Source organism: Colwellia echini (assembly GCF_002843355.2).
In the GTDB taxonomy this organism is placed as follows: domain Bacteria; phylum Pseudomonadota; class Gammaproteobacteria; order Enterobacterales; family Alteromonadaceae; genus Colwellia; species Colwellia echini.
Genome location: NZ_PJAI02000009.1, coordinates 63,140 through 88,811, shown reverse-complemented (window position 1 = coordinate 88,811; position 25,672 = coordinate 63,140). Strand labels below are relative to the sequence as shown.

At 37.6% G+C, this 25,672-nt stretch carries 22 protein-coding genes; 6 read left to right on the top strand and 16 right to left on the bottom strand.

Annotation, left to right across the window (positions count from 1 at the left end):
- Window positions 1-26 precede the first annotated feature (26 nt).
- From fliM to CWS31_RS09590, 12 genes are all read right to left on the bottom strand, one after another.
- Entirely contained in the window at window positions 27-1,091 is a 1,065-nt protein-coding gene (gene fliM / locus CWS31_RS09645; protein WP_101344107.1) for a flagellar motor switch protein FliM, read from the bottom strand.
- Between the two features lie 76 nt (window positions 1,092-1,167).
- Entirely contained in the window at window positions 1,168-1,716 is a 549-nt protein-coding gene (gene fliL, locus CWS31_RS09640; RefSeq protein WP_101344108.1) for a flagellar basal body-associated protein FliL, read from the bottom strand.
- A 157-nt stretch (window positions 1,717-1,873) separates the two neighbouring features.
- The gene (locus tag CWS31_RS09635; protein ID WP_101344109.1) at window positions 1,874-4,069 is read right to left on the bottom strand and encodes a flagellar hook-length control protein FliK; all 2,196 of its coding nucleotides are present in this window, start codon (window positions 4,067-4,069) and stop codon (window positions 1,874-1,876) included.
- A gap of 224 nt (window positions 4,070-4,293) precedes the next feature.
- Window positions 4,294-4,737 carry a flagellar export protein FliJ gene (fliJ, locus tag CWS31_RS09630; protein ID WP_101344110.1) on the bottom strand — a complete coding sequence of 148 codons (444 nt, stop codon included), beginning with the start codon at window positions 4,735-4,737 and terminating at the stop codon, window positions 4,294-4,296.
- Between the two features lie 30 nt (window positions 4,738-4,767).
- Window positions 4,768-6,120, bottom strand: a complete 1,353-nt coding sequence (gene fliI, locus CWS31_RS09625; RefSeq protein ID WP_101344111.1) for a flagellar protein export ATPase FliI — start codon at window positions 6,118-6,120, stop codon at window positions 4,768-4,770.
- Window positions 6,121-6,243: 123 nt separating this feature from the next.
- Complete coding sequence (gene fliH, locus CWS31_RS09620) at window positions 6,244-7,038, bottom strand: flagellar assembly protein FliH (RefSeq protein WP_101344113.1); 795 nt, start codon at window positions 7,036-7,038, stop codon at window positions 6,244-6,246.
- 67 nt (window positions 7,039-7,105) lie between these two features.
- The gene (fliG, locus tag CWS31_RS09615; RefSeq protein WP_101344114.1) at window positions 7,106-8,164 is read right to left on the bottom strand and encodes a flagellar motor switch protein FliG; all 1,059 of its coding nucleotides are present in this window, start codon (window positions 8,162-8,164) and stop codon (window positions 7,106-7,108) included.
- Window positions 8,157-9,893, bottom strand: a complete 1,737-nt coding sequence (fliF, locus tag CWS31_RS09610; RefSeq protein WP_425457524.1) for a flagellar basal-body MS-ring/collar protein FliF — start codon at window positions 9,891-9,893, stop codon at window positions 8,157-8,159. Before fliF ends, fliG begins: the two co-directional genes overlap by 8 nt.
- A 236-nt stretch (window positions 9,894-10,129) precedes the next feature.
- Window positions 10,130-10,498 (bottom strand): flagellar hook-basal body complex protein FliE, encoded by a 369-nt coding sequence (gene fliE, locus CWS31_RS09605; protein WP_101344115.1) that lies wholly within the window; start codon window positions 10,496-10,498, stop codon window positions 10,130-10,132.
- A gap of 217 nt (window positions 10,499-10,715) precedes the next feature.
- Window positions 10,716-12,056, bottom strand: a complete 1,341-nt coding sequence (locus CWS31_RS09600; protein ID WP_101344116.1) for a sigma-54-dependent transcriptional regulator — start codon at window positions 12,054-12,056, stop codon at window positions 10,716-10,718.
- Entirely contained in the window at window positions 12,056-13,531 is a 1,476-nt protein-coding gene (locus CWS31_RS09595; protein WP_246143465.1) for a sensor histidine kinase, read from the bottom strand. The genes CWS31_RS09600 and CWS31_RS09595 overlap by 1 nt, the downstream gene beginning before the upstream one ends.
- Before the next feature lie 228 nt (window positions 13,532-13,759).
- Window positions 13,760-15,328: a sigma-54 dependent transcriptional regulator gene (locus CWS31_RS09590; protein WP_101344190.1), complete on the bottom strand. Its 1,569-nt coding sequence runs from the start codon at window positions 15,326-15,328 to the stop codon at window positions 13,760-13,762.
- A 407-nt stretch (window positions 15,329-15,735) separates the two neighbouring features.
- Here CWS31_RS09590 and CWS31_RS09585 point away from each other — a divergent pair, with 407 nt between their 5' ends.
- The 6 genes from CWS31_RS09585 to CWS31_RS09560 all read left to right on the top strand — a co-directional run bounded on the left by CWS31_RS09585 (window position 15,736) and on the right by CWS31_RS09560 (window position 20,274).
- A complete protein-coding gene (locus CWS31_RS09585; RefSeq protein WP_101344117.1) occupies window positions 15,736-16,020 on the top strand; it encodes a type 1 periplasmic-binding domain-containing protein in 285 nt (94 codons plus the stop codon).
- Between the two features lie 91 nt (window positions 16,021-16,111).
- On the top strand, window positions 16,112-16,510 hold the full coding sequence (gene fliS, locus CWS31_RS09580; RefSeq protein WP_101344118.1) for a flagellar export chaperone FliS: 399 nt from the start codon (window positions 16,112-16,114) through the stop codon (window positions 16,508-16,510).
- Between the two features lie 13 nt (window positions 16,511-16,523).
- Window positions 16,524-16,832: a hypothetical protein gene (locus CWS31_RS09575; RefSeq protein WP_101344119.1), complete on the top strand. Its 309-nt coding sequence runs from the start codon at window positions 16,524-16,526 to the stop codon at window positions 16,830-16,832.
- Window positions 16,833-16,890: 58 nt separating this feature from the next.
- Window positions 16,891-17,892 (top strand): UDP-N-acetylglucosamine 4,6-dehydratase (inverting), encoded by a 1,002-nt coding sequence (gene pseB, locus CWS31_RS09570; protein WP_101344120.1) that lies wholly within the window; start codon window positions 16,891-16,893, stop codon window positions 17,890-17,892.
- Window positions 17,889-19,034, top strand: a complete 1,146-nt coding sequence (gene pseC, locus CWS31_RS09565) for a UDP-4-amino-4,6-dideoxy-N-acetyl-beta-L-altrosamine transaminase (protein WP_101344121.1) — start codon at window positions 17,889-17,891, stop codon at window positions 19,032-19,034. The genes pseB and pseC overlap by 4 nt, the downstream gene beginning before the upstream one ends.
- 100 nt (window positions 19,035-19,134) lie before the next feature.
- Complete coding sequence (locus CWS31_RS09560) at window positions 19,135-20,274, top strand: Gfo/Idh/MocA family protein (protein WP_101344122.1); 1,140 nt, start codon at window positions 19,135-19,137, stop codon at window positions 20,272-20,274.
- Between the two features lie 27 nt (window positions 20,275-20,301).
- Here the strand turns inward: CWS31_RS09560 and CWS31_RS09555 are convergent, their stop codons facing one another.
- From CWS31_RS09555 to pseI, 4 genes are read right to left on the bottom strand one after another with little or no spacing between them, the layout of a single operon-like run.
- Window positions 20,302-21,894, bottom strand: coding sequence for a class I adenylate-forming enzyme family protein (locus CWS31_RS09555; RefSeq protein WP_246143463.1), 1,593 nt, complete (start codon window positions 21,892-21,894; stop codon window positions 20,302-20,304).
- Window positions 21,887-23,563 (bottom strand): UDP-2,4-diacetamido-2,4,6-trideoxy-beta-L-altropyranose hydrolase, encoded by a 1,677-nt coding sequence (gene pseG / locus CWS31_RS09550; protein WP_101344123.1) that lies wholly within the window; start codon window positions 23,561-23,563, stop codon window positions 21,887-21,889. The genes CWS31_RS09555 and pseG overlap by 8 nt, the downstream gene beginning before the upstream one ends.
- Before the next feature lie 5 nt (window positions 23,564-23,568).
- Window positions 23,569-23,814, bottom strand: coding sequence for an acyl carrier protein (locus tag CWS31_RS09545; protein WP_101344124.1), 246 nt, complete (start codon window positions 23,812-23,814; stop codon window positions 23,569-23,571).
- 46 nt (window positions 23,815-23,860) lie between these two features.
- On the bottom strand, window positions 23,861-24,901 hold the full coding sequence (gene pseI, locus CWS31_RS09540) for a pseudaminic acid synthase (RefSeq protein WP_101344125.1): 1,041 nt from the start codon (window positions 24,899-24,901) through the stop codon (window positions 23,861-23,863).
- Between the last annotated feature and the right edge of the window lie 771 nt (window positions 24,902-25,672).

Here is a 25,672-nt window from a genome sequence, read left to right as displayed (position 1 = left end):
AATATTTAACTTTATTAATAACAAGACTACAAATCATCTTCTAACAGATGAAGCTCTGCATCGTTATCAAGACGTTTACCGCCTTTAGTTAAAATAGTTAATTCTGATTTAGCCGATTCCGGGCGTTTAATTTTAGATTCAATTTTCAAGGCGACATTATCTCGACTTCGCCCTAACTTAGCTCTAAATGTCGGTAAATCTTCAATTAATACAGTAATATGCTCAGGCATTTCTATCGGGATAATATCACCGGCTTGTAATTCCATAACTTGACTTAGCGGTAAATTAACTTCAATAAATTTAGTGTTAATATTTACCGACACATCCATAATTTCATCGCGTAAAGCTTTTGACCAACGCATATCGGTGTCTTCTTTGTCACTTTGCACACCTGCATCAAGCAATTCGCGAATAGGTTCGAGCATAGAATATGGCAAGGCAATGTGGAAATCACCGCCACCGCCGTCTAATTCAATATGAAAAGAGCTGATAACAACGACTTCTGTCGGGCTAACAATATTCGCCATCGACGGGTTAACTTCTGAGTCTAAATATTCAAAAGATACATCCATTACTGGTGACCAGGCCTCTTTGTAATCTTCAAAAATAAGCTTTAACAGCATTTGAATAATACGGCGCTCGGTAGGTGTAAATTCACGACCTTCAATTTTTGCATGATAGCGTCCGTCGCCACCAAAGAAGTTATCAACCAAAATGAATACTAAACGCGCTTCCATAGTAATTAACGCGGTGCCTTTTAATGGACGAAAACGTACCATATTCAAACTAGTAGGAACGAATAGAGTATGTATGTACTCACCAAACTTAATCATTTGAATACCATTAATCGAAACTTCGGCAGTGCGGCGCATCATATTAAATAAACTAATACGCATATGGCGAGCAAAGCGTTCGTTGACCATTTCCAACGTTGGCATTCGACCACGAACAATCCGATCCTGTGAAGAAAAGTCATAATCAGAAGTGCCATCACGTTGCTGGACGACATCCTCAACTATTTCTTCTTCTTCAACATCGTCAACGCCATGTAATAAGGCGTCAATTTCGTCTTGGGATAATAAATCACTCACTCAATACACTCTTCTTATTTATTTGGTCGATTATTTATTTGGTCAATTATTAGTTACGAGCTTTTCTGGACAATCATTATTGCATTACAAAACCAGTAAAAAGTACTTTCTCTACGGTTTCATTACCTTCAACTTCTTTCATTGTTTGCTGTACCGCCGCTAACGATTGCTGTTTCAATGATGTTTTGCCGGCACTTGTTGCTAAATCATCGGCATTAGCACGAGAAAAAACGCCTAATAAAATACTTTCAATCAGCGGAATATGCATTTTAGCATTTTCTTCGTTGGCACCGCTGCGAACAAGTAATTGTACGCGAATTTCAACAAAGCGATCACGTGTTGCGCCTGGCACATTAAAGCGAAAAGGTCTTGGCATTGGAACATATAAAGCAGAGCCTAATTTAGCATTCGCATCTGTTTTTGTTGTCGTCGTTTCACCGCTTTCATTATTACTATCTAACGCACTGCTAGGGTCAGGCTGACTTGTGTCATCTCCTCCCATAAACATAAAATAACCGCCTGCGCCACCGCCTAATAAAACAACAACCGCGATGATGATAATAATCATTTTTTTCTTTTTTCCCGAGTTATCTAGCTCCAACTCGCCCGCTTTTTCATCTGCCATGGTAATCCTCAATATTTACAATCAGTAAACACTCAAAAACAATAATAAATAATTACTTACGCTATAAGGGTGACTATATCCTTGAATAGCCTTTGAGCCAATGTGTTTTCATTAACTTAACTGCTTTTTAGCTTCACTTTAGTTACATATTAGACAATTAAGCATAATAATCTACTCCCCTTGTCGGAGAGCCGAACAAGTTAGCTGAAAAAACACGCTCTTCTTGATTTTGTTTTGATAACAGATCGTTAGCATCATTCCCTGCTGTTTTATTTAATTCAGCATTATTGTTTGTATTTTGCTCGCTGTTATTGTCATTGTTTCCTTGTTGATTTTGCTGTTCAACATTGGCATCGCCAACATCAACGCCCTGCTCGGCTAGCATTTCTTTTAATTTATGCATACTTTGTTCAAGAGCGTCTTTAGCTTGTTGGTTTTGTACTACAAAATTAACTGCCGCTTGCTCACCTTGTAAATTAACTCGCACTTGCATATTACCGAATTCAGGTGGATCTAGGGTAATATCAAACTGTTGTAGTTTTTGGCTGATCATGATCATAACTTTATCTTTAACGGCATCGGTAAAGTCTTTTCTAAAAATTGATATTGTCTCTTGTTGGAGTTGCACATTATTTTTTTGAATTTGCGCCACATCCGTCGCCACTGAATGATTTAACACTTCAGCAGTCTGATGTTCTAGGTAGGCATCATTAGTTTGCTTGCTTTGTGCTGCTTGTAACACTTGCGCCTGGGCATCTGTACTAGCTCGAGCTGTAAATACATCTGTTACTTGATTTGAGGTTTTGCTGCCTTGTGCACCTGGTTTGTTATCAGCCAACAATGTTGTCTCTGAAAATTCGCTATCTGCATTAGTATTGTCAGACTCAGTAATTAATTCCTCTTTAACAAAAGATTCATTAAAAGCGGCTTTTTCATTGGCAGCTAATTGCATTTTTTGTTGTGCTTTAGCATCTAAATACTGTGCTTTTGATTGGTTATCAACTGCCGCTAAGCTAGCGGCAATTTTATCTGTGGTTAGCTTATCTATATCACCGTTACTATTACGGGTACTTAGCGGTTCATTAGATGATTCAATTGCTTCATTCGAAATGGACGTTTTATTTTGAGCTTCTAGTTTTACTGCGGGACTAATGGAGTCACTAACGCTATCTTTCAATACATTGTTAGCTAACGAGCCCTTAACTATTGTATCTTGGTTAACTTGCTCTTTATCAAATTCAGTCATCGCTTCAGACGTTAAAACATCACCTGATATTTCTTCGCCAACTAATGATGTTAAAGCTGCATCAACCGGCTCTATTACTTGAGCTTTATGTGCTTGTGAAACACCCGTGGCTATATCAGTTATTTTATTATTTTTAAAATCGGTATTGCTCAGCTGATTTTTCATTAACTGATCGCTGGTTAAATTTTGATTTTTAAAAGCATCATTGCCTAACGGTTGTGTACCTTTTAAAGCCTGCTCAGTTGTTTGTGTTCTAGTACTTTGACCTGAAATTTCTTTAACTGCATCTTCAACATTTCCTGAAGCTCCACGGGCTAATAACTCTGAATTTGAAAAAGATTTTAATTTGTGTTCAGGAGTTGAGGTGTTTGATATTTGATCATCACTTAATGATTCTTCTGCTTCACTATATCCATCTACAACTTTATCTGTACTACTGGTATTAGTACTGGTATTACTGTTTGATAACAGAGGATTACCGTTAGTTGAAAGCTGTTTTGCATTTTCAGCAGTTGAATTCACAGACGGTGAATTAAGTGTTTGATCACTATTGTATAATAACGACATAAACTGCTCAGATTCAGCCAATGCTTTACTCTGTGATGAGTCTGTTGCACCGCTTACTTGCTTAGTTGGCTGTGCTGATACATTACTTGCATTGGGATTATTTTCGCTATTGCCTTGATTAACAGCGACATCATCAACATTTTTCTTGTTGGCATTGTCTAGATGAGCTTTTTCTACCTGGTTAGCTGCAGTATCAGTATTTTCTGAGTTGTTATTATCTTTAGGATTGTTAGCTGCAGTATTCGCTTCACTTGAGTCATTTTCTTGTCGATTCAGCTCGTTGTCTGCTTTATTGCCGCTTTCTTCACGAGTATTACCAAGGTTTGCCGCTTTGCTTTCTGCTTTATTCTCTAAAGTAGAATCGGCTGTATTTTTTTCTTTATTAGTTAAACTCGACTTTTTATCTTCATTAACATGTCGTTCAACCAGACGTGAAAAGTTTAGCTCACTATGTCGCTCACTAGTTGAAGTTAAATAATCTTTAGTCTTTAAATCAGTATCTTGCGACACAAAAGCAGGTAAAACATTGACTGACTGCATAATTACCCCAACAGGTTAACGGCTTAAAAATAAAGTTATAGTGGTTTGTTAATAGCTTTTAATGGGCTATATTGATAAAAATTTTAAGGTTACTGTTAACCTAAAATGCCCTCAGCTAACTTCTTTAAAACTTTTATCTAAACTTAGCTTACTAAGAACAAAGCAATTTTCATTCCAGTTACAATTAGAAGTTCTATATTATTTAGCTTGCTAGCCAGTAGAAATTATCGATTCGGACGACGTAAATACTGCTGAGTTGCTATTTCATCAAACATTTTTTGCTCTGTTTTCTCTTCCGCAACCGCAATTAATTTTAAACGTTTTTCACGTAATAATTCGACTGCTTTGACTTTCTGTCTTTGTTTAAGCCAGATGCTTTTACTTTGCTCTGCTAATGCTTTTGCTTGACGCATAGCTATTTCCACCTGTGCTGAAGCGCCATCAAGCTTGGCAATAAAAGCATGGTAATGACTATAAGTAGCACTATCTAAACCTTGCTGTGCACGCTGGCTTAATCGTTTCATATACTCTAAACGGTAATCAGCAACGCCTTGCAAGCGAGAAATATTTTGTTGGTATTCATGCTCAGCCAACTTTAATTGATCAGCACAACGTTGTTCCTTGTCCTGTTCAAATTTTAAGATGGTATCAAGTTGTTTCATAGCCATATTGAATACTCATTTAGCCCTAGTGCGATATTATGATTTGTTATTATGCGCATGCGCCGCGGCAATAATTTCTTGCAGCTGAGCAATGCTTTGTTCATAGGGGATAACTTCGCTAATTTTTTGCTGTAAAAAGAAATTAATAACCGGTAATACATTAATGGCTTGATCAATACGAGGATCATTACCTTTGGTATAAGCACCTATGGCGATAAGATCTTTATTTTGTTGATACAGTGCGTACATTTGTTTGAGCTGTTTGGCTAATTCTTGATGCTCTGGAGTAGTTACCATTGGCATAACTCGCGAGATTGACCCCTCAATATTAACCGCAGGGTAATGCCCTGCGTCGGCTAATTCGCGTGATAACACCACATGTCCATCTAATATGGCGCGTGATGCATCGGCAATGGGATCTTGTAAATCATCACCTTCAGTTAGTACGGTATAAAATGCAGTAATTGAGCCTTGCCCTTCTCCGCCGTTACCCGCTCGCTCAACTAATTGCGGTAATTTAGAAAACACTGATGGCGGATAACCTTTTGTTGCTGGTGGTTCACCCACAGCTAAGGCTATTTCACGCTGTGCTTGCGCGTAACGAGTTAACGAATCAAGCAGGAGAAGAACATTTAAGCCTTGATCACGAAAGTACTCACTAATTTGCACTGCGGTTTCACAACCTTTAAGGCGCATTAATGGTGAGTTATCGGCAGGTGCTGCAACAACTACTGCACGTTTTAACCCTTCTTCACCTAAAATTTCTTCAATAAACTCTTTTACTTCACGGCCACGTTCACCCACTAAGCCAACCACAACCACATCAGCGGTAGTACCACGGGTCATCATTCCCATAAGTACACTTTTACCAACACCTGAGCCCGCAAAAAGCCCCATACGTTGACCTTTACCAATACTAATAAAACTATTGATTGAGCGCACACCAACATCAAGTACTTCGGTAATTGCGCGTCTTGATAAAGGGTTCATTGGTTTAGTGTCATGATGATAATTATCATCTGATTTAATAGGGCCTTTGCCGTCAAGCGGCTTACCAACACCATTAATAACTCGGCCAAGTAATCCCATAGATAAAGGTACTTTGGCTTTACTTGAAATAGGCAATACCCGCGCACCAGGCATAACGCCGCGCAGGCTTTCTTCTGGCATTAAATAGGTAATATCTTGTGCGAAGCCAACAACCTCGGCTAACAAATCACCGTGTGCAGTTTCAACTAAACATTGGCTGCCAACATGGGCTTTTACACCAACTGCTTCAAGGGTTAACCCAACAACACGTACTAAACGCCCGGCAACAGGCGCGGTAAAATTGTTAATATACTTTTGACTTTTTTTTAATCGCTCGGTTAAGCGTACGCTATCAACCATAGTTTTATTGACCTTGAGAGTTTAGCATCAGCGACTAAAAGCAATTCACCATTCTTTTCAATAGAAGCTTAAGTTAACTTATTGATAGTGGTATTCAATAACTGACGGTTAACCGTCAGTTATTTAGTCATCTGACTGATGTAGAGCATCTTGCAAGAAAGGTTCCAGTACTTGCTTTAACCGAGCTTTCATTTGCAAGTCGATATTAGAAGTGCTGTTTTCAATTTGACAACTGCCCTGTGGAATTTGTGGCGCGGGTAATAAGCGCCAGCCTTGCTCGGCGATATGCTTGGCGCCAAATTGTTTCTCTACCAATTTTATATCACTTGGGTTTAAACAAATTTGGGTTTGCGCTTCACTACTTGGTAAACTTTTAATGCCGGTAGCAATGGCGGCCATTAAAATGTCTGGATTGGTTTTTGCCTCGTGTAGCACTACCGCTTCAGTTAATTGTAAAACTAAATTTAGTAATTGCTCCTCAACATTTTTGTCAACATCGGCAAGTGGCTTATGTAATTGCTCTATTAGTTTTTCTAAATTAGCTGCTTGTTCGTCAATCTGTTCTTTACCTAAAGTAAGCCCTTGTTCAGTACCAACTTCAATACCTTGCACTGTACCTTCTTCAATACCTTGGGCTTTACCTTCTTCATAACCTTTAGCAAAGCCTTCTTCTTTACCTTGATTAAAGCCTTCTTCACTAGCCGCTTGTCGAATTTCTTCAATGTCTTGTGCTGTTAACGGCTCTGGTTCAATTTCTTCTGGCTCTGGTGGCTCAAACACCCAATTGCTTTTTTTACCTAAAGCATTAGTTTTATTATTATCTTGCTCGGTAGGTGTACTTTGCACATTAGGTAACGACCACACATCAGGCGAGTCATTTTGTGACGCTTTTATAATTCGAACCGGTGGTTTACTCATGACAATACCTTTTGCTGATATGTTAGCGATTGCTAGGGGCTATTAATCTTTCAGGATTAAAATTTTTTTATAAGAACTCATCACCGCCACCACCACCGCCAAGCATTATTTCGCCTGAGTCAGATAAACGGCGCGCAATAGATAAAATTTCTTTTTGGGCAGCTTCGACTTCACTAATGCGAACTGGTCCCATCGCTTCTAAATCATCCTGCATCATTTCAGCCGCACGCTTAGACATGTTACTCATAATTTTATCTTTTAAGGCTTCATCAGTACCTTTAATGGCTTTCATTAACACTTCTTGCTGTACTTCTCGTAATATGGCTTGCATACCACGGTCATCAACATCTGCAAGATTTTCAAAGACAAACATCAAGTCTTGAATTTGTTGGCTCATCTCTTCATCATTTTCACGAATTGAGTCCATCAACATACCTTCAACGTTAGTATCTAGATAGTTCATGATATCTGCTGCAGCTTTTAAACCGCCCATTTTGGCTGCTTGTGCGCCAGCTTGTCCGGCAAACTGTTTTTCCATGATCTCATTTAATTCTTGTAATGCGGCCGGTTGAACTTCTTCTAAGTTAGCAATACGCATCATTAAATCTAAACGCACTTTCTCAGTAAACTGACCAATAATCTCAGCCGACTGCTCAGGTTCAAGGTAAGAGAGTACAATAGTTTGAATTTGTGGATGCTCATTACGAATGATATTGGCTACTTGCTTAGAGTCCATCCATTTTAACGAGTCTAGCCCTTTCGCGCCGCCGCCCATAACAATTTGGTCAATTAAGTTACCAGCTTTGTCTTCGCCAAGTGCAGCCGTTAAAGCTTTACGTACAAACTCTTCACTTTGGAAACCAATCGTAGAGAAGTTTTGAATCTCATGAATAAATTGCTTATGTACAGCAGTAATTTTTTCCTGAGTAAAATCTTGCATTGCCGCCATTACAGTACCTACTTGCTGCACTTGTTTTGGCTCAAGATGTTTTAATATTTGTGCTGCATCTTCTTCAGATAAGCTAAGCAATAATATCGCTGCTTTTTCAGAGCCTTCTAACTTATCTACGTCAAAGCCTATTGGGGCTGCGGCTAATTCGCCGACTTGATTTTTTTCATCACTCATCTTCGTTCAACCAACTTTTCACAACTTGCGAGGATAGCTCTGGCTCATTTGCAACTAAAGCACGAACCGCTTTTAATACATCTTCATCACGATGCAAATCAGGTAATTGTAAACTACCATCTGCTGCGAAACCTACAGCACCAGCATCAAAGTCCGAGGTTAGCATATCCATGGTTTCATCACCTAAATCAATATGCCCATCAAGTGATTTATCACCATAATCGTTAGGCGATTGATCTGGATAAATTAGGCGTTTAAGCATAGGACGAACCACGGCAACAATAAGCACAATAATAACCAAAGCACCTAGAACAAGTTTAAGCACTTTAACAAACCAAGGTTGTTGCCAAATAGGTAGTGTTACTTCTTCACCATAATCAGGGCGATTAAACGGAATAGTGATGACTTCTAATACATCACCACGTTGAAGGTCAAAGCCAATACTGCCTTGTAATATACGACGAATACTGGCTGTTTCAGCGGCTGATCTTGGTACAAACTCAGCGGGTGTATTTGTGCTATCTTCTGCTGGTGTAGTTGTTCCGCCGGCTACATAATCAAGGGCAACCGAAACACTTACTCGTCTGATCACGCCTGCTTGTTGCTTAGTATGGCTAATGGCTTCATCTAGTTCATAATTTTTAGTTGACTCGGAATGTTTACGACTTGGCATGGTTTTCTTTTGCTCGCCGCCTACTGCATTTTCAGGGATAGCCGATTCCATTGGCGGTTGATTAGATAAAGCGCCTGGAATACCGCCTAAAGCACCACCAATGTTAGTACTTTCAACATTCATTTCACTACGCAATGCTGGTAAGTCTGAATTATAACGACGCTGTGTTTCTTCTACGTTAGTAAAGTCCATGGTGATATCTACTTGCGCCGTATAATTACCTAAACCAACAACAGGAATTAGAATGCTATCAATTTTATCCATGTATTCTTGCTCACGTTTTTGCTCAATTTCAAACTCTTTACGTGAACGCGATGAAATAGAGTCTTGTGAACCTGAGTTAAGTAAACGTCCGTTTTGGTCGGTAACGGTAACTCGGTTTGGTGTTAAACCCTGTACCGCTGAGGCAATAATATCGACAACTGAATCAACTTCTTCTTCAGAAAGTATTTTTCCGCGTTGCATTGTTAACACAACAGTAGCGGATGGATTTTTTTCGCGGCGAGCAAAAACGTTTTCACGTGGGATAGCTAATAACACTTTAGCACGGCTAATACTTTGTAATTGCTCTACCGTTTTAGCAAGTTGTTGCTCACGGCCATATTTTAATCTTTCACGCTCAAGACGTTGGCTTACACCAAAGCCCATATCTTTCATTAAAATATCTTCACCTTGAGTAGGTTCATCTGTTAACCCCTCTCGAGCTAGAAGTAATTTTACATTTTGATATTCATCAGTAGGAACAGAAATAGTGTTGTTTTCTTGACGATATTCCACTTCATTGGCATCAAGAAAGTCCATAGTGGTGATTAATTGTTTAGTAGGTAACTTAGACAGAAAGCGGTATTCTGGCTCATTAGCTAACATGATTACAAAAATGGCAATAGCTAAACAAATAGCCAAAGCAACTACGATAGTTATTTGTCTTAAAAAGTCGACATTCCCTAATGACGCGGCAAATCCTGATTTTTGCTCTTCTAAATCAGAATTATCATCTTCATTAGCGATCATATTACCGCTGTTATCAGCTGCTACCATTGCATTTGTATCGGCCACTTTACTTCTCCGTTGTACTGTTCTTTATAACAAGGTGTTTTATTCTGGCCTAGTGCCTATAAATAATACCGATGATACGATTATTAAAATTTACGACTAATATACCTAACTAAGATACATAACTGTGATACATAACTAATTGAGGATAAACCATCAAGAGCAAGGCACTTGAATAAAATATAGCTAGCTATTTCGATTGAAAGTAACCTAGCTATTATTGGTTTAGACCAACTAAATTAGACTGGCATACTCATTATTTCTTTATATGCTTCAACAAACTTATTACGTATTTGCACCGTTGCATCTAATGCAATACCCGATTTAGATGAAGCAATCATAACTTCAGCAAGCGTTACACTAGTATCACCCATTTCGAAGGCTTTTTTCTTGTCACCCGCATCTGATTGTAATTCATTCACGTTATTTAACGCGCTACTTAACATGTCACCAAAGTTGCTGGTTGATTGATTGATTTTGCCAACACTATTCGCGGGAATGCCATCAACACCTATAGCATCAGCGCCTGTTGTAGGTAGCTTATTGCCCATAGCTTGTAATGACATACTTTGCATTTGGCTGTATAGAGAGTTGCCTTTGATATCCATAGTGCGCTCACTTTTGTCAATTTATTTACGTTTTCGTAAGAGTTAACACTGAGGTTGCAAGCATAATGCCAAAATATATATTTAACGTATAGCCAGTGGTTGAAAGGTTAATTGAAGCAGAATAAATGGAGGGAAGTTATTTTTAAGTACGAGTATTAAGAATTGGAAACTAGCCCTAGAGCCTAGGTTCTAGGCTCTAGTACTGAATTTGATAATGCTAAGCGGGTATTTCAATACCTGAATCGCGCATTTTAGCAATTTTATATCGCAGCGTTCTTGGGCTAATACCTAATCGCTCGGCAACATCTTTTCGACTGCCATGACAAGCTTGCAAGGTATCGAGAATAATTTGATGCTCTTGTAATTTAAGCTCACTCCCCAGTTTATCGTCACTGATAATCATTTTATCAGGCTCAACAATTAACGCCGTATCGAAGTTTTCAATAAGTAAGTCACTAGAATCAATTAATTGATCAGTATGTAAAATAAGAGCCCGTTGAATAACGTTATCTAATTCACGTACATTGCCCGGCCAAGTGTAAGCATTTAACTTACTACGAGCCGCCCCCGAAAACTCAGGAATAGCGTCGCCATTTTTTTGACAATGACGTTTAACTAAATGTTGCGCAAGCACAAAAATATCATCCACTCGTTGCGCTAAAGGCAACCAAGTTAATGGAAACACGTTTAACCGATAATATAAATCTTCACGGAAAAGCCCAGCTTTAACCGCCTGTTTTAAATCACGGTTACTAGTAGCAATAACGCGCACATCAAGGCTAATGGTTTTTCTGCCACCTAAACGCTCTACTTCACGCTCTTGTAACACCCTTAATATTTTCGCTTGTAAGCCTAAATCCATTTCGGTTATTTCATCAAGTAAAATAGTACCGCCCTGTGCCTGCTCAAACTTACCAGGACAAGCTTGAATAGCACCAGTAAATGCACCTTTTTCATAACCAAACAATGTTGCTTCAAGCATATTCTCAGGAATAGCTGCACAATTAATCGCGACAAAGGATTCAGTATGACGTTTTGAATGATTATGCACATATTGCGCTAACACTTCTTTACCAGAGCCACTTGGGCCAAGGATCATTACCGATGCTTCAGTACTGGCAACCTTTTTAGCTAACGTTAATAATTCTAAAGAGCGCTTATCAGCCACAATAGGATCATGCTTGTTTACAACCTCAGGTGGCATATATTGACTCACCATGTTCAGTAATACTTGGGGCGCAAAAGGCTTAGCTATATAATTACACGCGCCATCTTGCATGGCTTGAACTGCATCATCTATGGTGCCATAAGCGGTCATTAATAATACGGGTAAGTTAGGATGCTGGCTTTTAATACTTTTTAATAAAGATAACCCCGTCATACCGCCCATTTGTACGTCGCTAATAACAATATCAACTCGGTGTGTTTTAAGGGCAATTAATGCGGCTTCACCAGAATCAGCTTCAACACAACGGTAATCGGCTAATGCAAGAGTATCTACTAGCGCTTCACGCAAGCCGGCATCATCTTCAACTACAAGAATTTTATGTGTCGTCATTAGTACTCTCCCACTTGATTAGTGTTCATTTCGTTAGCACGATTCGTTGCATTACGCTTTTCAGTATTTTCATTTTTTGCTACGACTGAACCTTGCTGTACTGAACCTTGCTGAATTAAAGGCAGTTTTATAACAAAATGTGCCCCTGAGTTATTATTGCCATCGAGATTTGCGTTGCTACTTTCATCATTTTCTTTCAGTAAACTTTCTTTAAACAAGTTGTCTTTAAGTAAGCTCACTTCACCTTGGTGAGCATTAACAACCGATTTCACTACCGATAGACCTAACCCAGTGCCTTTACTACTTGAGGTATAAAAAGGCTGAAAAATTTTGTCACTAATTTTTGCATCAATACCTGGCCCATTATCTTTAACACTTAAATAAAGATCATTGGCTTGGCTGTAAACTTGCAGAGTTATTTGTGGGCTAAAGTCATTGTTAGGAGTAGCTGCTTTTAATGTACTCATAGCCCGAATTGAATTATGTAATAAGTTTTGAATAGCGCCTGTTAACGCACTTTTATTACCTAATATAAAAAGATCATCGTCTGCCAATTTAACATTTACCTTTGTAGATGCCTCGCTAAACAAAGCGTCCATTGAAGCCACGGTATCGTTTATTAACTCATTAACGCTAAGTGGTGAAACAACTTGTTCAGTGCCACTTTTAGAGAACAATAACATGTCATTCACTTGCTGCTCTAAATCATGTAAACGCGCATTTAACTTTTGTTGAAACTTGAGACGAGAGTTTTCAGCTAATGCACTCGTAGCTAAATTTTCACCGTACAAAATAGCCGCTGATAATGGCGTTCTAATTTGATGAGCAAGCGTAGAAACCATTTTTCCTAATGAGGAAAGACGTTGCATTTGTGATATTTTATCTTGCAGTAAACGGGTTTCAGTTAAATCTGTGATCATGATCAACTGACCTGGCTGAGAGCCTAAACTAGTGATTTCTAATTTTACACGACGACCATCTTTTAACGAAATTTCGTGCCAATCGTCTTCTCGCGGTGTAAATGAACGGGCAATAACATTAAACCAAGGTTGGCCTAATATTGGTTCATCCAATAAGTTTTTAGCGACTTGGTTTATTTTAACCACAATACCGTTACCATCGAGCATAACTAAACCGGTAGGCATAACATCAATTAATTGATCCGCTAACTGGGCATCTAATCTTTCACTACTATTATTTTGTTCAGCGTTAGCAGCTAGCTTTGATGGCAAAGGTGTAGAGCTAAACTGGTGAGTAGAGGCTTTAGCGGCTTGTATTCTTAATGCGGCTAATTCACCCGGAAATGCTTCTTGAGCAAGATTTTTTTGCGATTTTCGCTCACTCATGCGTTCATTAGTACGTAAGGCGGGATTACTTCTGGCAGCAACATTATTTGACACATGCTCACTGCTAAACCTAACATGCGCGTTTGATTGAGTCGTTTGAGGTGTTGTTGCTAATATTGCTTGAGCCATAATTTGTGCCTTAATATAGGTACTGAATAAAACTATCTAGTACCTGTAGTAAAGCATTTACTATGCCATTATTTTTAACCTTTAAATTCAACAAGATAATAGTTATTACTATTAAAATCATCTTGTCAATCTATTGACTTTAATAAGTAAAAATTAACTCAAAACATTGTGGCATCTTCTGATAAGGAGATTCTGATAACGTGATCCTGTTAACCCAAATATCTAAAATTATTCTGTTGGCTTTTGTAAGTCGTATTTACGCATTTTCTCAACCAAAGTTGTTCTGCGCATCCCTAAGGTTTCTGCGGCTCTGGCAACCACATAATCATGCTTAGTTAACGATTGATTAATTAATGACACTTCAAGATCAGCCAAGTGTTCTTTTAAATTAATACCGTCATCGGGTAATAAAGCAGTATCTACCGCTGAAGTTAACGCTTCTTCAGCTGAACTAGTTTCTTCAATATCTTCGTCATCATCAAAGTCAAAGCCTGAAAAAAGCTCATTGATTACATCTTGTTCTTGAAGTTCTTCAGGGTATTCAGGATTATAAACTTGCGCATCTATATGTTGGTATTTAAAAGGTAGCTCTGCCACGTCTACAATTTGATCGCCATACATAATTAACATACGTTCAATCAAATTAGATAACTCGCGCACATTACCAGCCCAAGGATGCTCCATTAACGATTCAATAGCTCTGTCGGTAAAGCGAACTCTTTTACCTTGTTCAAGCTCAAAGCGAGACAATAACTCTTTTAATAGCAGCGGAATATCTTCTTTTCGTTCACGCAGTGCAGGGGTTTCAATCGGAAACACATTTAAACGATAGAATAAATCCTCTCTGAAACCGCCCTCTTTGATCATTTCTTCTAAATCTTGATGTGTTGCTGCAATAATGCGTACATCAGCTTTGATACTTTTACTGCCACCTACACGCTCAAAAGTGCGCTCTTGCAAAACACGTAACAATTTTACTTGCATAGGTTGCGGCATATCACCTATTTCATCTAAAAATAATGTGCCACCTTCAGCTAACTCAAAGCGCCCTTTTCGAGTTGAAATAGCGCCAGTAAATGCGCCTTTTTCATGGCCAAACAATTCACTTTCAAGTAACTCGGCAGGAATAGCACCGCAGTTAACAGGTACAAAAGCTTGTTTTCCTCGATCTGACAAATCATGAATATTACGAGCAACCACCTCTTTACCTGTACCCGACTCACCAAGCACTAAAACACTGGCAGGGGTTTTAGCCACTTGCTCAATTAAAAATCGAACTTGTGACATAGGCTCGCTACTGCCCACTAAAGAGCGAAACAAGGCGGTTGATTTTAGTTTAGTGCCACTGCGCGGTAACTTATTATGGTATTGATGACAGTGATGAATAAGCTCAGTAAGCTGGGCATAATTAAGTGGCGTTGCAAGTGTGCCAATAACATTAATTTTACTTGTTAATATATTAGCGTCGAGCACATCGTGTAAAAGAAACGGAATACTAGGATTGCTTTTAATTAAATTTGCGCAATCGGCACTAACATTACCGGTTAAAACAACCGTTAAAATTTGACTACTATCCGCTAATACTTCGGCAGCATTATCTTGCGTGCAATGAATGAAATGTTCACCAACAAAAGCAAGTACGGTACTAATTTGCTGACTTCTTGCTAAATCGTTATCAACAATTATAATTTGTTTTAGACCTATTTTTTGAGGGCAGTCTTGCCCATTTATACCTATTGTAGTTTCAGGTGCTATTGCTGATGTTATGTTTGGTGTTACGTTTACGTCATCACTCATATTTAACTCTTCACTGCATGGAAAATAGTTATTTTTTATAGTATTACCGACAATTCTAGCCTTTAAACAAGATTTATCAACAAAAAATTGACACATGTGCGTCATTAATCTGTCAGAACAATAACTTTGACAAAATACTCCATGGAAAGTTGAATTGCTTTTTAAAGTTCAATCTACACATTTGTACTGTTTTGTATTTAAGTAAAAACTGTCAAAAAATTGATGTTTAAGATGTTTTACTGTTTCAAATAAAGTAGCAAAACTAGTCAACAACGCTATAGTTTACTTAGCTACAGGCAGTTAGGTACATATGATGAAGCAAAGAAAATATATATAAAATAAAGTTGGCATAAAAAAAGCATCAGGGTTTACTAAGTTAAAAAATCACTTTTATAAGGTAACGTAATATGTTGATCATCAACGGTACAGCTGAATTAATGCAAGATAATAAAGAGTTCACTAAAGGAACTCGCCATGAATTTAATATGTTTTCAAGAGATATGCCTTTTGAACAACAACTATCTCAAATAGAAGAATACTTAGTAACCCGTGGTTGGGATAATATTATTGTGCATAATAATGGTGTAATTGAAAACCCGACAGATATAACTCATAAAGTACTACAAAAGGCATTTGAAAAAGCCCTACAAGAAGGTATTGCCGTAACAATAAATAACCAAGCGCTGTCTTAACCCTATTTATAATAATAGTTATTACTCTGAAAAATTGTTTCAATTATACAAATTACCTATACTACTAAATATAGTAAATGAGGAGGCCTTTATGGCACATGCATCACTTAAAAAGTATCAACAAACAACTAAAAGTGCAGCACAACAAGCTACACCTTATCAATTGGTTGCTATGTTATTTCAAAAATTATTAGATAATATTTCAACAGCTAAAGGTGCTATTTCACGTAATGATTTTGACAAAAAAGGAACTGAAATATCTAATGCTATAGCAATAATAGGTGTACTCGAAGGCTCATTAGATTTTGAACAAGGTGGGGAGATTTCAGAAAACTTAGCTGCACTTTATAAATTCTGTTCTGATGAATTATTTGTAGCTAGCGCTGCCAATGATATCGACAAATTAGAGTCAATTATTCAAATTATTCTCCCAATTAAATCAGGCTGGGACGGAATTCCATTTGAAGAACAAAATAAAGTAAGTTTTTAAGTAATAAACTCTTATGTCACTAAAAGTTAAATTAAACAGTATTATTCAGTTATCTCAAGATGAATTATCTTTATTAAATGAAGATGAATTAGACTTAGCGCTGTTAACAAAAATAGAAGCGGATAGGTTTTTGGAAATAAAAAATCTTTTTGAAGTCTTTCCTAAAGCCGAATTGGCCATTGAATCTGATTTGTTAGCTCAAATTAAAGAGCTTGATCAACAATTAACTATTAATGTACTAGAGCGCCAAAAATCAATTACCAAAACACTATCTGAATTCCGTAATAATAAAAAAGCATCAAAAGCCTATAATAATATATAAAATCAGATTGATTGTTGGTATCTTACCAACAATCAATACATATAAGGTTCAATGAGTTATGTTTAATAATAAGAATATATTAATTACCGGTGGAACTGGTTCTTTAGGTAAATTAATAGTAAAAACTTTACTTGAACGTTATTCCCCTAAAAAAATAATCATTTTTTCACGTGATGAATTAAAGCAATATGAAATGCAGCAAGATTTTAATGCTTCCTGTATGCGCTATTTCATTGGTGATGTTAGAGATAAAGAGCGCTTAACTCAAGCAATGAATGGTGTTGATTTTGTAGTCCACGCTGCAGCTCTCAAACAAGTCCCTGCAGCTGAATACAATCCGATGGAATGCATAAAAACCAATATCAATGGAGCCGAAAACGTCATATCTGCTGCTCTGGTAAATAATGTATCAAAGGTCATTGCTCTTTCAACCGACAAAGCGGCAAATCCTGTTAATCTATATGGTGCAACAAAGCTCGTTTCAGATAAACTTTTTGTTGCTGCTAATAATATTTCAGGTGGTAAAAACACCACCTTTTCTGTCGTTCGATACGGCAATGTAGTTGGCTCTCGCGGTTCTGTAGTACCATTTTTTAACAAATTAATCAAAGAGGGGGCAAGTGAAATCCCCGTAACACATGATGAAATGACACGTTTTTGGATAAAATTACAAGATGGTGTTGATTTTGTATTGAAGAATTTTGAACGCATGCTCGGTGGAGAAATTTTTGTTCCTAAAATTCCATCAATAAGGATAGTGGATTTAGCTAAAGCAATGGCTCCTAACCTATCGATTAAAATTATTGGCATTAGACCTGGCGAAAAACTACATGAAATAATGTGTCCTGCCGATGATTCATACCACACCTACGAATACGACGATCATTTTGTTATAGCGCCTAGCATCACATTTTCAAGCAGGTGTAATGACTTTACGGTCAATGCCATAAAAGAACATGGCAAGCTTGTTGAGTCAGGTTTTGAGTATAATTCAAAAAGTAATCCTCAATTTTTAACGCATGCACAATTATTAACATTCAACCAATTGGCTGAACAATGATCCCCTACGGTAGACAAGATATTTGCCAAGCGGATATCGACGCTGTAGTTACTGTTTTAAAGTCTGACTTTCTTACTCAAGGCCCCGTTCTAGCGCAATTTGAGCAAGCAATTGCTAAATATTGTAATGTAGATTATGCCGTTGCTACCAGTAACGCCACCGCGAGCTTGCACCTTGCTTGTTTGGCGCTTGAAGTAAGCAAAGGTGATATTGTTTGGACTAGCCCCATATCGTTTGTTGCTTCAAGTAATTGCGCTCTTTATTGTGATGCCAGCATCGACTTTGTCGATGTTGAATTTGATACAGGGCTTATGTGTGTAAATGCACTGAAGAAAAAACTTATTGAAGCAAAGTTACAAAATAAATTACCTAAAGTAATAATTCCTGTGCATTTAGCCGGTCAATCTTGTGATATGGCAACTATTGCAGATCTCGCAAAAGAATTTGACTTCAAAATAATTGAAGATGCTTCCCATGCCATTGGAGCAAAATACCAAGAATCAGCTATAGGTAATTGTCAGTATTCTGATATCTGCGTATTTAGCTTTCACCCCGTAAAAATTATCACAACAGCAGAAGGTGGTATTGCCACTACTAATCAGCCCTCACTAGCTAAAAAAATCAAGCTGCTGTCTAGCCATGGTATTACTCGTAGCCCAGAAGACATGACAGAAGAAAGTCACGGCTCATGGTATTATCAACAAATAGCGTTAGGGTTTAATTACCGCATGAGTGAACTCCATGCTGCATTAGGGCTTAGTCAGCTTAATCGTCTAGATGAATTTGTTAACCAGCGAAATGTTGTCGCCAAACGCTACACGGAAAAATTAGCTAAGCAACCTTTAACTCATTTAAAGCAATATGATGACCGCTATAGCAGTTATCATTTGTTTATTATTCAACTCGATAATAGTAAACAGCACGCAAAAGTATTTGAGCAACTAAAACAGGCTGGTATCGGTGTGAACATTCACTATATTCCAATTCATTTACAGCCTTATTATAAAAATCTTGGTTTTGAAGCTGGTGATTTCCCTAATGCGGAAAAATATTACCAACAATCAATAACCTTGCCACTACACCCAAATTTAACCATAAAAGAACAAGACTTTATTGTGTCCTGCCTAAAAAATATAATTTAACAGGATATACCTAATTGATTGTACTTAATAAGCGCTATTTACTTTTCTTATTAAAACGCTCAAAAAAAGTCTCTTATATTGCAAAAAGTAAGGATTCGTTATGTTGCCCGATAAAAAACCATTAAAACTTGCCTTTATTGGTGGTGGAGAAGACTCTGCTGTCGGTTATGTACATTTTTCAGCAAGCCAGCTTGATAACTGTTTTGAAGTAGTTGCGGGAGCATTTTCTCGCTCTTCAAAATCGAATGAATTAACTGCGCAGCGTTGGAATATTAATAGCGAACGGCTATATACTTGTTGGAAAACATTAATTCAACAAGAAGCCGACAACGTTGACGCTTTTGTTTTATTAACACCCACACCAGATCATTTAGCGATGTTAACAACGCTACTTGATAAGAACTTAGCCATTATTTGTGAAAAATCATTGGTAGGCGGCCCTAAAGAAATTGCACTTTTGAAGCAACATTACCAAGCAGATAAGCACTTTTTAGCCGTTACATTCAATTATAGTGGCTATGCTATGGTAAGAGAGCTAAAACATAAAATAGCTAATGGTGAGTTAGGTGCTATACAAAAAATTCATTTAGAAATGCCACAAGAAGGCTTTCGTCGCCCGCCAGATATCGCAGGACAAGCAGCAACACCACAACCTTGGCGGCTTTGCGATGGAGAGTTACCCACTATTTGTTTAGATTTAGGCGTGCACTTGCACCATTTATCAAGTTTTTTATTAAATATTGAGCCAAACGAAACCATTGCTGAATTCTCTAACCATTCTCAATACCCTGAGCTTATTGATGATATTCAAATGTTACTCAAATACCCGAATAACATTAAAGGCAGTATGTGGATGTCTAAAACAGCAATAGGACATAGAAATGGCTTAAAAATAAGAGTTTATGGCGATCAAGGTAGCGCGCTGTGGTATCAGTTAAATCCTGATGAGCTCGAACTGAGCTTTAATGATGGCCGCCGTGAAATTCTCGACAGAGCAAGTCAGTGCCATCATGCTGGAAAGTTCATTTATAATCGAATGAAACCAGGGCATCCAACAGGTTTTGTTGAAGCATTTGCAAACTTATATCGAGACATCGCTACGTCATTACATACATTTAAAAGTAATAAAAAAATTCAATCACCGTATGTTTTTAGTGTAGAGCACGCGGCAGATGGACTAAATTTATTTAAAGCGGCAAAAGAGTCAACACTAAGCAGCCAATGGCAAAAAGTTAAATAAAGCTATAATTCCCAAATATATAACCAATCAACCTACACTCGAATGAATAAATGTGTTTCTATCGGCAATTAATTTAGCTTTTATTTCTTGCTTTAACACTTTACCTAAAGCACTTTTAGGAAACGCATCAAAACATTGATAAAACCGAGGTTGCTGGTAATCTGTTAGTTGTTGCATGGCTTGTAACTTTAATTTTTTCTCATCAAACGGATGATCATCGGCTAACACATAGGCAACCCAAATAACTTCACCAAACTTATCATCTGTAATACCTATCGCAGCGCATTCTTTTATTTCGGGTAATTCAATTAAAACCGACTCAATATCTTGAGGGTATACATTAATCCCCCCAGTCTTAATCACCTCTTTTGTACGACCAACAAAATATAAGTAACCTTGCTCGTCAAGGTAGCCCAAGTCTCCCGTATAAAAATATCCTTCATCATCAAAGCTGGCACGCGTTTGTTCGGGCAAGTTAAAATACCCTTTAAAGCGCGTAGGGGTTAAACAAGCTATTTCGCCAATTTTACCACAGGGTAAAGTTTCTCGTTTATCGTCACAAATTTTCACGGTTATTCCTGGTAGGGCTCGCCCCACACTACCAAGAGGAACACCTTGTTCAGTAATATCAAAATCAGTGACTACGCCAACTTCTGATGCGCCATAACATTCATGAAAGTGACAATTAACCACTGACAACAACCGCTTTTTGTCTTCTTCCTTTAATGTAGCCGAAGACGAAACGATGCAACGTAATGAGCTGAAGTTTAATTTATTTTCCCTGGTAGAGTTCTGTTTCGATTGAGTTAACAACGCAACGAGTTGACTCGCTACGGTAAACAGAAAACTAACCTTATGAGTACTAATGGCGTTTAACCATGCAGGTAATGAAAACTTGGGTAAAATAACCACGGTAGCGCCCAGCATGAGTGGCATTAATAAAGAGCGTTGAGCAAGCGAATGATACAAGGGGGTTGCAACAAGTACAGTATCACTTTCGATTAATTGGTAATAATTTATTGTCGCTTTAAACGCGCGCTCTATTTTTGTTTGTTGTGTAAATATAATTGGTTTAGGTGAGCCCGTAGAGCCTGACGTCATCGTTAAAATAAAGTCACTATCAATGTTAGCTACGCTATCCCATAGACTTAGAGGCGTGTTTAATAATTCTGAATATAACCACTCCTGCCGAGTTTTTTTAGGATCTAATGCAGTTTTAAAGTCTGCGGTGTCTAATGTAATTACCTTATGAAATGATAAAATATTGTTACTTACTAAAAGTGACGCCGCAGTAGGCCATGCGATAGCAAAATCGCACTCGGCTCCAGTGATTGCCAAGGTTAACGCTTTTCCCTTTAGCGTTAATGGTAATGGTGCTACAGACGCCCCTATTTTTGCAACCGCTAATAACACAACGACAAACTGCATGTTATTAGGACATAACAAAGCAATACGCGTGTTTGGTGTTACACCGATATTGACTAAACCTTGAGCAAAACGATCCACTTGAGATAATAGTTCGTGATAAGTAACTTGCTGCTCATTATAAATGCAAGCGACTTTATTAGGTGAGTGGTTATTGTGCTCATTAATCCGCTGGTAAATATTCATATTATTCATTACTGTTGCCAAAATCTAATTCTACATAATTAAAATGGCTTGTTGATGCTTGCGGAAAAAGAGATTGTGTAATCTTTAACGCTTCTGAATTAGCCGGTATTTGAGAAAACCCCATATACTGATTTAATAAATTAACAAACTTATTTTCTTGATTAATTACCGCTAACCAATGACCTCGCGGAAATAAAGTACGTGTGTATTCGAGTTGCCATTGCAGTGCTGCCATTGCAATATTAAATGACACATTGCCTTGTGCTGTAAACCATCCACCATACAAGTATTGCTTTAGACAATTGCCATTTTTAGAATCTAAAGCGCTTTTTTGACTGAACATTTGATGCCAAATATAGAGTAATGGTTGTTCACTTTTATATAATACATAGGACTCTCGTTGATTATTAATATTAAACCACCACAGATAATGCTCAAGCGGTTCAATCTCGCTTTGAATGGTCATTCTTTCGCTGTTATTCGGCAGATTACGAGATTCTCTATAATGATTAATATCTTTATCGTTAACTTTACGAATAGTTAATGAATCATTTAGCGCTATTATATCCTTGTCATTACTTAGCGTGTTTACAACATTTGTTGGTAATGAGTTAGTTAAGGTATGCAATTCATCACAAAGTAATATATTTACAATATTAAAAACGCCATTCCCGTCAACGTTAACAGTGGCTGATTCACGTAACAAGGTTAACCTTGGCAGTTGCAATAAAGCCATCTCAATTAACTTGCCAAAACTAGGGATATCTTCCAACGCTAAAAAAGGAAGGTGTAGGTGATGCGCTAAGTCATCTAAGTCACAATAATTATTTTGTTGGTTAGCCGCAATTGAAAAAGTAATTGCCGGCGTTTTAGTCGCTGCTAATTCATATAATGAAGTGCCAAGTGCGCCCACAAACAAATCAGTTTGCAAGTAATAATCAGCCAAACATTTAGGCTGATAAAGTAAAATAATGTTTCTATATCGTGTAGCTAGCGCTTCAATAACATGAGCATTTTCAGCCTTAGGGCCAATCACAATAGAAATTTCTATCCTCGGTAGCGACTTCATTTCTTGGGATAAAACCTCAACAATGTCAGCAATAAGTTGAAGGTCCCCTCCCCCACCGAGCGACATTAAAACTTTTTTTATGGCTAGATTATTATTGTTCTTAACCCGCTTAACATTCGAGTAAGCGGGCGATAATATGGCATATTGCGGGCCTAAAAATGTTCTACAACTTTCTGGGACTTTATGCTGATAGCGCTCATTGGTTTTTAAACCAACCCACTTTGCGTCAAAAACAATATCGCTACAATGCTCTCTAGCAAGATCATCAAAAACAATAACGCGTTTATTTGCATTTTTAAGGGTTTGTTCCCAGTTATAACCTAAGTCATAACTATCCAAAATAACATGTTCAATGCTAGGGAAAGCGGTAATAAACGCTAGTGATAACTGCGCATCTTCGTGCTCGTCATTAGGAGCTTTTTCAAGGTAAAAAAATAGACTGTTAAGCTCAGTTAAAAAAGGTAACAGACTATTTTCTTGGTTGTCGGCAAGATAGTCAAAAATAAAAATTGATTGAAAACCTTTATTTTGCAATGCCAAGGCTAGCCACTTCATGCGCATTACATGGCCAATACCTACTGAAGTAGAAACTCGAAAAGCAAACATCATATATGTTACTTGCTCACTAACGTTTTTAACAGACCACCAACGGTCGCGTTATTACCATCAAGTAATTCATCAGGTGAAATAGTTAATGAATATTCTGTTTCTATTGCCATAATCATGGTGAGTATTTCAAAGGAATCAAGCAAACCTGATTCAACAAAATTAAACTCAAGTAAGTTACTTTCTGTGGTTTCAATACCGCGCTCCATCAGAAACGCTTTGAAAAATGACTGTAATTTTTCTTCTATTAACATGTGTTATTTATCTCGTATATTTAAGCACTATTTTAAGTCACTATATCTAGGCAAGGTGTTGCCATGACAATTGTGTACCTCGGGTAAGGTGTTTACCTGATTTTCGACCTAACACTCTAATAATATCTTTAGGCATTAACTCCCCACCGCCAGGTCTTAAATTAGCGATATTATCGCGAGTAAACATCTCGCCAGCTTGAATATCTTTTATTACATATAAACAGCGACGTGATGTTGATGTTGTTAATGGGTAATCTACTTGCCCAATAGCTTTTTCAACTTGGCGTACCCCATGAACTAAGGCTTTTAGTTCGTCAGGCGTCATAGAAAAAAAGCTGTCTGCGGTCTCATCGTCTTTACTCATGACAAAGTGTTTTTCAATTACACAGGCCCCAAAGGCAACTGAGGCGATTGGCACATCATTACCTAAAGTATGATCAGACAAACCAACAGGACATTGGAAACTTTTACCTAAATGAGGAATAGTACGTAAGTTAATACTTTCTGCTGGGGCTGGATAAGTACTGGTACATTTCAGTAAACAAAGCTCGGTAGCACCTTCAGACTCAACAATTTGTACGGCTTCCGCAATTTCTGCCAAGGTTGCTCCCCCCGTAGACATGATAATAGGTTTGCCGGTTTTAGCCACATAACGAATAAGTTCATGATCAATAATTTCAGGTGATGCAATTTTATATGCTGGTGAGTCGAAACTTTCTAATAAATCAACGGCTGAATTATCAAACGGTGATGAAAAACAAGTAATCCCAATACTGTTTGCTAACTCAATAATTTCTTTATGGAAATCCCAAGGCATATATGCACCTTTATATAAATCATAAAGATACTGACCTTTCCATGCCCCTTGGGCTTCAAAGTGCGGTAACTTACAGTCCATAGTCAGCGTATCAGCAGTGTATGTTTGTAGCTTAATAGCATCTGCCCCCGCTTCTTTTGCCGCATAGACTAGCTCTTTCGCTCGCCCTAAATCTTGGCCGTGGTTTGCCGACATTTCGGCAATAATATATACAGGTATTCCTTCACCTATACTTCGACCATTTATTTCAAAACTATTTTTAAAAGTCACCTGTACTTACCTATCCCTATTAACTAATCGGAAAATCAAAACACTTATCTTTTCACCTTAATTGTCACGTATAGACAACTAAAGATGAAAAAATTTAGAAAACCCTGTACATCAGGATTATAAATATTGGGTATACGTCTGGTATGATAATGGGAACCTATTTCAGCATTATTCCAGTGGTAGTATAAACTGAGTAACCCCAAAAGGTGCCTATAATCAATATAAATTTCAGAACGATAAGTGAATTTTTCAACTGCATTTATCGTACACATTTTACTTTCTGGCGCTGATTTATTTAATTTCATACAAAACCGCAGCTCTTTAAGACAAATGCAATACCATGTATCTGTATCAAAGGTAAATTTGTGTAATGTATTTTGGTATGATTTATTAAGCATTCTTCCCAATTAACAACTGACTCACCTAAATTTGAAAATGTGACTTCATAGGCCATCGGACGAGAAGAAAATGACAAAGCATAATTATTCATTTCTTTATCTGAATATTTTTCTATTCGTACGTCTGAAGCTATTAAACCTTTAGCTCCGGAGGCCAAAACAATTGCTTTCCATCAAATTATAAAGCTTCAAAGCAGTCTATAAAACCTTGATATTTATTTAAATAATGAATTTACCATCTAAAATATATTGTCCTACAAAAGGGATAGCGACCTTAGGTTTTAAAACGCTACACTTCTTTTGTATCTAATTAAGCATTTCGCCGTGCTTCCATTTGGCAACGGCTAATAATTCCTCTCTTATGTCGAAATAC

Excerpts from the sequence above, each read along its gene's own strand:
- fliL (WP_101344108.1), bottom strand. The coding sequence starts at position 1,716 with ATGGCAGATGAAAAAGCGGGCGAGTTGGAGCTAGATAACTCGGGAAAA.
- CWS31_RS09635 (WP_101344109.1), bottom strand. The coding sequence starts at position 4,069 with ATGCAGTCAGTCAATGTTTTACCTGCTTTTGTGTCGCAAGATACTGAT.
- fliJ (WP_101344110.1), bottom strand. The coding sequence starts at position 4,737 with ATGGCTATGAAACAACTTGATACCATCTTAAAATTTGAACAGGACAAG.
- fliI (WP_101344111.1), bottom strand. The coding sequence starts at position 6,120 with ATGGTTGATAGCGTACGCTTAACCGAGCGATTAAAAAAAAGTCAAAAG.
- fliH (WP_101344113.1), bottom strand. The coding sequence starts at position 7,038 with ATGAGTAAACCACCGGTTCGAATTATAAAAGCGTCACAAAATGACTCG.
- fliG (WP_101344114.1), bottom strand. The coding sequence starts at position 8,164 with ATGAGTGATGAAAAAAATCAAGTCGGCGAATTAGCCGCAGCCCCAATA.
- fliE (WP_101344115.1), bottom strand. The coding sequence starts at position 10,498 with ATGGATATCAAAGGCAACTCTCTATACAGCCAAATGCAAAGTATGTCA.
- CWS31_RS09600 (WP_101344116.1), bottom strand. The coding sequence starts at position 12,056 with ATGACGACACATAAAATTCTTGTAGTTGAAGATGATGCCGGCTTGCGT.
- CWS31_RS09595 (WP_246143465.1), bottom strand. The coding sequence starts at position 13,531 with ATGGCTCAAGCAATATTAGCAACAACACCTCAAACGACTCAATCAAAC.
- CWS31_RS09590 (WP_101344190.1), bottom strand. The coding sequence starts at position 15,328 with ATGAGTGATGACGTAAACGTAACACCAAACATAACATCAGCAATAGCA.
- CWS31_RS09585 (WP_101344117.1), top strand. The coding sequence starts at position 15,736 with ATGTTGATCATCAACGGTACAGCTGAATTAATGCAAGATAATAAAGAG.
- fliS (WP_101344118.1), top strand. The coding sequence starts at position 16,112 with ATGGCACATGCATCACTTAAAAAGTATCAACAAACAACTAAAAGTGCA.
- CWS31_RS09575 (WP_101344119.1), top strand. The coding sequence starts at position 16,524 with ATGTCACTAAAAGTTAAATTAAACAGTATTATTCAGTTATCTCAAGAT.
- pseB (WP_101344120.1), top strand. The coding sequence starts at position 16,891 with ATGTTTAATAATAAGAATATATTAATTACCGGTGGAACTGGTTCTTTA.
- pseC (WP_101344121.1), top strand. The coding sequence starts at position 17,889 with ATGATCCCCTACGGTAGACAAGATATTTGCCAAGCGGATATCGACGCT.
- CWS31_RS09560 (WP_101344122.1), top strand. The coding sequence starts at position 19,135 with ATGTTGCCCGATAAAAAACCATTAAAACTTGCCTTTATTGGTGGTGGA.
- CWS31_RS09555 (WP_246143463.1), bottom strand. The coding sequence starts at position 21,894 with ATGAATAATATGAATATTTACCAGCGGATTAATGAGCACAATAACCAC.
- pseG (WP_101344123.1), bottom strand. The coding sequence starts at position 23,563 with ATGATGTTTGCTTTTCGAGTTTCTACTTCAGTAGGTATTGGCCATGTA.
- CWS31_RS09545 (WP_101344124.1), bottom strand. The coding sequence starts at position 23,814 with ATGTTAATAGAAGAAAAATTACAGTCATTTTTCAAAGCGTTTCTGATG.